This is a genomic window from Plasticicumulans sp. (assembly GCF_035331805.1).
GTDB lineage: Bacteria > Pseudomonadota > Gammaproteobacteria > Competibacterales > Competibacteraceae > Plasticicumulans.
In genome coordinates this window covers 1-7,207 of sequence record NZ_DAOLKE010000181.1, presented here as the reverse complement: position 1 = coordinate 7,207, position 7,207 = coordinate 1, and the positions used below count along the sequence as shown (strand labels likewise).

Annotated in this window: 11 protein-coding genes; 3 read left to right on the top strand and 8 right to left on the bottom strand. The window is 68.4% G+C overall.

The window, feature by feature from the left end; all coding sequences use genetic code 11:
• Positions 1-557 (top strand): ankyrin repeat domain-containing protein (locus PKE44_RS12630; RefSeq protein ID WP_324551734.1); only part of this gene is annotated, 557 nt, incomplete at its 5' end.
• A gap of 15 nt (positions 558-572) precedes the next feature.
• On the opposite strand, the gene PKE44_RS12625 is transcribed toward PKE44_RS12630, so the two are convergent.
• Positions 573-1,139, bottom strand: a complete 567-nt coding sequence (locus tag PKE44_RS12625) for a DUF1285 domain-containing protein (protein WP_324551733.1) — start codon at positions 1,137-1,139, stop codon at positions 573-575.
• Positions 1,140-1,246: 107 nt separating this feature from the next.
• On the opposite strand from PKE44_RS12625, the gene PKE44_RS12620 reads away from it, so the two are divergent.
• Complete coding sequence (locus PKE44_RS12620) at positions 1,247-1,525, top strand: peptidylprolyl isomerase (RefSeq protein ID WP_324551732.1); 279 nt, start codon at positions 1,247-1,249, stop codon at positions 1,523-1,525.
• Positions 1,526-1,530: 5 nt separating this feature from the next.
• Positions 1,531-1,929 carry a hypothetical protein gene (locus PKE44_RS12615; RefSeq protein WP_324551730.1) on the top strand — a complete coding sequence of 133 codons (399 nt, stop codon included), beginning with the start codon at positions 1,531-1,533 and terminating at the stop codon, positions 1,927-1,929.
• 90 nt (positions 1,930-2,019) lie between these two features.
• On the opposite strand, the gene PKE44_RS12610 is transcribed toward PKE44_RS12615, so the two are convergent.
• The 7 genes from PKE44_RS12610 to PKE44_RS12580 form a co-directional block, all read right to left on the bottom strand.
• On the bottom strand, positions 2,020-2,559 hold the full coding sequence (locus PKE44_RS12610) for a FixH family protein (protein WP_324551729.1): 540 nt from the start codon (positions 2,557-2,559) through the stop codon (positions 2,020-2,022).
• A gap of 19 nt (positions 2,560-2,578) precedes the next feature.
• Positions 2,579-3,988, bottom strand: coding sequence for a cytochrome c oxidase accessory protein CcoG (ccoG, locus tag PKE44_RS12605; protein WP_324551728.1), 1,410 nt, complete (start codon positions 3,986-3,988; stop codon positions 2,579-2,581).
• 170 nt (positions 3,989-4,158) lie between these two features.
• Positions 4,159-4,434: a hypothetical protein gene (locus tag PKE44_RS12600; RefSeq protein ID WP_324551726.1), complete on the bottom strand. Its 276-nt coding sequence runs from the start codon at positions 4,432-4,434 to the stop codon at positions 4,159-4,161.
• A 226-nt stretch (positions 4,435-4,660) separates the two neighbouring features.
• The gene (gene ccoP / locus PKE44_RS12595; protein WP_324551723.1) at positions 4,661-5,548 is read right to left on the bottom strand and encodes a cytochrome-c oxidase, cbb3-type subunit III; all 888 of its coding nucleotides are present in this window, start codon (positions 5,546-5,548) and stop codon (positions 4,661-4,663) included.
• Between the two features lie 15 nt (positions 5,549-5,563).
• Complete coding sequence (locus PKE44_RS12590) at positions 5,564-5,734, bottom strand: cbb3-type cytochrome c oxidase subunit 3 (protein WP_324551735.1); 171 nt, start codon at positions 5,732-5,734, stop codon at positions 5,564-5,566.
• An 18-nt stretch (positions 5,735-5,752) separates the two neighbouring features.
• Complete coding sequence (gene ccoO, locus PKE44_RS12585; RefSeq protein WP_324551722.1) at positions 5,753-6,385, bottom strand: cytochrome-c oxidase, cbb3-type subunit II; 633 nt, start codon at positions 6,383-6,385, stop codon at positions 5,753-5,755.
• Between the two features lie 15 nt (positions 6,386-6,400).
• On the bottom strand, positions 6,401-7,207 hold an 807-nt coding region (locus PKE44_RS12580), incomplete at its 5' end, for a cbb3-type cytochrome c oxidase subunit I (RefSeq protein ID WP_324551718.1).

The following is a 7,207-nucleotide window of genomic DNA, read 5'->3' as shown; positions in this document are numbered from 1 at the left end:
TCCTGTCCGGCATCGTGCTCGCCGCCGTGGCCGGGTCCGGCGGCTGCGGGCGTGAAGCGCGCGATGCCGAGGGCGGCACGCCGCTGCTGCGCGCCGCCGAGCGCGGCGATCTCGTCCGGGTCCGGCATCTGCTGCTCGATCGCGCCGAACCGGAAGCCGTGGACCGCTGCCACTGGACGCCACTGATGAAGGCGGCCCTGAACGGCCATGCCGAGGTCGTCGATACCCTGCTCGCCGGCGGTGCCCTGACCGAAACGCGCGACCGTGCCGGCTATACGGCGCTGATGCTGGCGGCCCAGAACGGCCATGTGCCGGCGATCACGCGGCTGCTGGCAGCCGGAGCCTGGATCGAGGCGCGCGAGCCGTTCCGGGACACCACGGCCCTGATGCTGGCGGCGCGGGGCGGTCATGCAGCCGCCGTCGAGGCGCTGCTCGCCGCCGGGGCCGATCCGGCGGCAACGGACCGCGCCGGCCTGCGCGCGGCCGGACATGCGCTCGAAGCCGGTCACCCGCAGCTGGCGCAGCGGCTGGCGGACGCCGGCTCGCAGCGGCACTGAAGGCAGCCGAAAGCGTCAATTCCCGCCCTCCCCGGCCGGACCGAGCACGAAGAACGCGCCGTCGCTGTATACGCCGAGCACCTCGCGGCCGCCGAGGCTCGCCGGTTCGGCGAGGCCGGCCAGTTCGACGAAGGCGGCGCGCGTCAGCCGGGCGCGCAGGCCGTGATGCACGTGCAGGTAGGGGCGCGGTTCGTCGCCGCGATATTCGACCTCGATCGGGTACTGCGGGCCGGCATCGAAGACATCGCCGACGCTGGTCGTGAAGCGCAGCCGCGGGCCGGCCGGACCGTCGAGCCGCTCGGGCGGGCCGGCGAGCAGCGGCGCATCCTCGACCGTGATCCGCCACTTTTCGATCGGCGTGACCAGGTAATGCCCGCCGTCGGCCTCGCGGCGCAGGATGCCGGCGAACAGCTGCACCAGCGCCTCGCGTTCGATCGGCCGGCCCTCGTGCCACCAGCGGCCGTCGCGGTCGATGCGGATGTCGATGTCGCCGCTGAGCGGCGGCTGCCAGCGTTCGAGCGGCGGGCGGCCGCGGCGGGGGCCGGCCTGCGCGAGCAGGCGGGACGGATCGCTGTCCGGCATGTCATATCCTCCGCGGCCGTTGCATCGCCGGTCGCTTGCTGTTCAAGCCGCCGGACCGCCGCTAAGCTCCCGGCCCCGTTTCCCATGAGCAGATGGAGAGATTCCCCATGGCCAAAGCCCGTGCCCGACACATCCTCGTCGATTCCGAGGCGGCCTGCCTCGACATCAAGCGCCAGATCGAGGAAGGCGCCGACTTCGCCGAGATGGCCCGCCTGCATTCCTCGTGTCCGTCGAAGCGCCAGGGCGGCGACCTCGGCGAGTTCGGCCCCGGCATGATGGTGCGCGAATTCGACGAAGCCGTGTTCAGCGGCGAGGTCGGCAAGGTGCTCGGCCCGGTCCGGACGCAGTTCGGCTGGCACCTGCTCGAAGTCACGCAGCGGAGCTGATCGTGATGCGTGCGTCCCGTCTGCTGCTGTCCGCCGCGCTCGCGGCCGCCCTCGCCGGCTGCACCGGCCTGTCGCTGCCGGCCGGCAAGTCGTCACCCGACCCGGTCGGGCTTGCGAAGCTCGACGGTCTCTGGCGCGGTGCCGGCAAGGCCGATGGCCTCACCGTGCGCATCGCACGCGCCGGTTCCTCGCAGCCGCGCATGATGTACGGCTTCCGCGACGAGGCGGCGACGCAGCCGCAATGCACGGTGCGCGCGCCGGCGACGCTGAGCTGCAAGCACGAGAGCGGGCTGACGACGACGTATACCCAGTCCGGCGACAGCACGCTCGATTTCACGGCGCAGGGCCCGAAGGAAGGCGACGAGGTGCTGCGCGCGCAGCTCTCGCGCATGCGCGAACCCTGATCCCGCGGCGCCCCCGCCGCCAGCCATCGCGATAAAAAAGCCCGGGCATCCGCCCGGGCTTTTTTTGTGGCTGCGGCTTCTGCGGGAGCTTCAGCGCTCGGCCGGCAGCATCTGCACCAGCGGCAGCAGCGCCACGGCGTTCTCGTGCGGGGCGTTCAGGCTGCCGTCGAGCCGCCAGTCCCCGGCTTCGGCCTTCAGGTTCCAGCGCCCGGGCGCGAGCGCCGGCAGCGCCGCCTCGTAGCGCCCCGGCGCGACGCCGGCCAGCGTCAGCGACACGTCGATGCCGCTGCGCGTCGCGTGCAGCAGACGCAGCGTCAGCGCCGGCGGCAGCTGCGCGCCGGCGGCATCGGCGGCGAGGTCGACGCCGATCCGGCCGCTGTCGGCATCGAGCTGCAGGCGGCCGTGCAGGCCGAGCGCCGAGGCGCGCACGCTGCGGCCCTGATCGGTGTTGATCGCCAGCCCCTGCTTGTAATAGTCGTCGACGACGACGCCATCGGGGTTGCTCGTCGCGATCCAGATCGTGATCAGGCAGCCGGTGACGGCACTCGCCGGCAGGCCGAGCAGCACCCAGGGCCAGAACTGCCGGTACCAGCGCGCTTCGGCGGGCGGGGAGTTGAAAACGGCGGACATCGGGGGGAGCCTCCGGCGGTCAGTGGCGGGCCGGGCCGAGGAAGCGGCCGGCGGTTACGGTCTTGAGCTTCGGCGCATCGACCGAGACGAGGTCGAAGCGGATTTCATTCGAGGCGGCCTTCAGTTCCTCGGGGTCGGCGCTGACGCGGGTCGGCAGATCGAAGACCTCGCCGCTGCCGACGCGGATCTCGCCCGGGTCCTGCGTGAACTTCAGGCCGGGCACGCCGCTGACGCCGAGGCGGTAGCGGTGCTCGCGCTCGTCCATGTTGATGATCTTCAGCGTGTAGACGTTTTCGACCAGGCCCTCGTCGTTCATGCGGTACAGCGCGTTGCGGTCGCGGATCACGTCGAGCTGCAGCGGCACGCGCAGCGCGATCGCCACCAGCAGGCCGATGGTCAGCGCCAGCAGCAGGCCGCCGTAGACCATCATGCGCGGGCGGATCACGTGCGGCACGTCGTGCATCAGGCTGTGCTCGGTCGTGTAGCGGATCAGCCCGCGCGGGTAGTTCATCTTGTCCATGATGTCGTCGCAGGCATCGATGCAGGCTGCGCAGCCGATGCACTGGTACTGCAGGCCGTTGCGGATGTCGATGCCGGTCGGGCAGACCTGCACGCACATCGTGCAGTCGACGCAGGAGCCGAGGCCGGCCGCCTTCGGGTCGGTGCCGCGCTTGCGCGAGCCGCGCGGCTCGCCGCGCTCGGCGTCGTAGGAGATGACCAGCGTGTCCTTGTCGAACATCGCGCTCTGGAAGCGCGCATACGGACACATGTACAGGCAGACCTGCTCGCGCATGAAGCCGGCGTTGCCCCAGGTCGCGAACGCGTAGAAGAACACCCAGAAGGTTTCCCACGGCCCCCAGTCGAACGGCCAGAGGCGGGCGGCAAGATCGTGCATCGGCGTGAAGAAGCCGACGAAGGTGAAGCCGGTCCACAGCGCGAACAGCGCCCAGAGCGAGTGCTTCAGGAGCTTCTTGCGGAACTTGCCGGCGCTCCACGGCGCCTTGTCGAGCTTCATGCGCGCATTGCGGTCGCCTTCGACCCAGTGCTCGATCCACATGAAGGTTTCGGTCCAGACCGTCTGCGGGCAGGCGTAGCCGCACCACAGCCGCCCGGCGAGCGCCGTGAAGAAGAACAGCGCCAGCGCCGCGATGATCAGGAGCAGCGCCAGGAAGAAGAAGTCCTGCGGCCAGAACACCCAGCCGAAGATGTAGAACTTGCGCGCCGGCAGGTCGAAGAGCACCGCCTGACGACCATCCCAGGGCAGCCAGGGCAGCCCGTAATAGAGGCCGAGCAGCGCGAACACCGCATAGATGCGCAGCGTCGCGAAGCGGCCCTTGACCTCACGCGCGTAGATCTTCGCAGTCTTGGCGTAGAAGCTGCTTTTGCCGGAATCCTGGCCCTCGGGCCGGCTCGGTGTTTCCGCCGTCATGCAAACGTCCTCGACATCGGCGACCGGCGCCGGGGGCGGCGCGGTTCATCAGGCACGCATGATGCTTTCTTCAGCACGGCGCCGCATTGCGAAAAATCACGAATCGTCGTGCAAACACAGGCTTGCGCGCAGCCTCGCGGAATGCCGGCAGATGCCGGACCGCAGCCGGCTCAGTTCTGGTCCGGATCGAAGTCGCGTACCGGGCAGACCACCGGCGTGTGCACCGGCTGGCGGAAGTACAGCGTCAGCAGCGCCGAGCAGGTGTTCATCATCCACAGCGCGAAGAAGCCGAGCGAGTACGTGCCGGTGCGCTCGATGCCGGTGACGCCGAGGCAGTGCGCGATCGCCAGCGGATCGAAGATCGTCGACAGGATCACGGTGCCGGCGGCCGCGAGCAGGAACGACGGCCACAGTAATGAAGCGATGTGCTGGACTCGGGTGATCACGATGCTTGCCTCCGGTGCCTGACGGGTGCGGACGCGCCGATGCGTGCGGCGCGGTCTCGGATGCGGGTGGATTCCGCCGCTGCTTACCGTAGTCGCTGGCCGCGCCGGCGGCAGTGATGAAGCGCAGTCGGCCGGCGGCACCGGCCTCGCCCGAAAAAAAACGCCGCTCCCCGGGGGGAGCGGCGGCATGCGGCTGCGGCCCGGCACCGATGGCCGGAAACCGCGATCACTGCGACAGGCTGTAGACGTAGGCGGCCAGCAGGTGGACCTTGTCGTTGCCGAGGAAGTCCGCGTGCGCCGGCATGCGGCCCTGGCGACCGTCGGCGATCGTCTTCTCGACGGCCTTCAGCGAACCGCCGTACAGCCAGGTGTTGTCGGCCAGGTTCGGGGCGCCCATCACCGGGTTGCCCTTGCCTTCCGCACCGTGGCAGACGGCGCAGTTCTGCAGGAACAGCGCCTTGCCGGCCTCGGCCTTGGCGGCGTCGACCGACTTGCCGGACAGGCTCAGCACGTAGTTGGCGACCTGCTCGACGCCCTGCTCCTTCAGGATCGCGCTCCAGGCCGGCATCACGCCCTGGCGACCGTTCATGATCGAGGTCTTGATCGTGGCCGGGTCCCCGCCATACAGCCAGTCCTTGTCGGCGAGGTTCGGGAAGCCGACCGCACCGTGGGCGTCGGAGCCGTGGCAGCTGGAGCAGTAGGTCGCGAACAGCCGGCCGCCCATCTTCAGTGCCTGCGGGTCCTTGGCGACGGCGGCGATGTCCATGCCGGCGTACTTCTTGAAGATCGGGTCGTACTTGTCGGCGGCATCCTTCATCTCGGACTGCCACTGGCCTTCCTGCGTCCAGCCGAGGAAGCCGGTGACGCTGCCGAGGCCCGGATACAGGGCCACGTAGACGCCGGTGAAGACCATGGTCAGGTAGAACATCCACAGCCACCAGCGCGGCATCGGATTGTTGAACTCGGCCAGGTCGCCATCCCAGGTGTGACCCGTGACCTCACCCTGCACCGACTCGTTCGGCCGGGGCTTGGCGGTCCAGCGGATCAGCCACCACATGGCCAGCGTGTTGCCGACCACGATCAGGGTGATGTAAAGGCTGACGGTCAGACTCATCTTGGCATCTCTCCTTCAGCGCCGGTCTTCTTGCTCGACCGTCCTGCGTGCGGTGTCCTCGTCGGCGAAGGGCAGGCTGGCCGCGTCGTCGAAACGCTTGCGGTTGTGCCGGCTCCACGCCCACCAGACGATGCCGATGAAGATCACGAACATCAGCACCGTGAACACGCTGCGCACCACGGTCATGAAGAAGTCCACGGGCGCTTACCTCTTGTTGCTGATCACGGTGCCGAGGTTCTGCAGATACGCGATCAGCGCCTCGATCTCGGTCTTGCCCTGAACCGCCGCCTTCGCACCCTGGATGTCGGCGTCCGTGTACGGCACACCGACCAGGCGCAGCGTCTGCATCTTCTTGCCGGTCAGTTCGCCGTCGAGCTTGCCGGTATCCAGCCACGGGAAGCCGGGCATGTTGGATTCCGGCACCACGTCGCGCGGATTGATCAGGTGCGTGCGATGCCAGTCATCGGAGTAGCGACCGCCGACACGCGCCAGATCCGGACCGGTGCGCTTGGAGCCCCACTGGAACGGGTGGTCGTAGACGAACTCGCCGGCCACCGAGTAGTGGCCGTAGCGCTCGGTCTCGGCGCGGAACGGACGCACCATCTGCGAGTGGCAGGTGTAGCAGCCTTCGCGGATGTAGATGTCGCGGCCTTCGAGCTGCAGCGCGGTCAGCGGCTTGAGGCCGGCGACCGGCTCGGTCGTGTCCTTCAGGAAGAACAGCGGCACGATCTCGGCGAGGCCGCCGAAGGCAACGACGATGAGGATCAGCACGACCATCAGGCCGATGTTGCGCTCGACCTTCTCGTGGCCGACCGCCGGGGCATTGTCATGAGCCATGTTGGTATGTCTCCCTTAAGCGGCCTGCGGCGCCGGCGCGGACACCGGCTGTTCGTCGCCCTGCAGCGTCTTGTAGACGTTCCAGGCCATCACGAACATGCCGACGAGGAACAGCAGACCGCCGAGGAAGCGGACCGTCAGGTACGGGTACATGCGCACGAGGGCTTCGACGAAGCTGTAGGTCAGCGTGCCGTCCTCGTTGACCGCACGCCACATCAGGCCCTGCATGACGCCGGCGATCCACATCGAGGCGATGTAGAGCACGATGCCGATCGTGCCGGTCCAGAAGTGGACCTCGATCAGCTTGGTGCTGTAGATGCGGCGGTTGAACAGCTGCGGGATCAGCGCATAGACGCAGCCGATCGAGATCAGCGCCACCCAGCCGAGGGCGCCGGAGTGCACGTGGCCGATGGTCCAGTCGGTGTAGTGCGACAGCGCGTTGACGGTCTTGATCGACATCATCGGACCTTCGAAGGTCGACATGCCGTAGAACGACAGCGAGACGATCATGAAGCGCAGGATCGGGTCGGTGCGCAGCTTATGCCAGGCCCCCGAGAGCGTCATGATGCCGTTGATCATGCCGCCCCAGGACGGCGCGAGCAGCATCAGCGAGAACACCATGCCGATCGACTGCGTCCAGTTCGGCAGCGCCGTGTAGTGCAGGTGGTGCGGGCCGGCCCACATGTACAGCGAGATCAGCGCCCAGAAGTGCACGACCGACAGCCGGTACGAGTACACCGGACGACCGGCCTGCTTCGGCACGAAGTAGTACATCATCCCGAGGAAGCCGGCGGTCAGGAAGAAGCCGACCGCGTTGTGGCC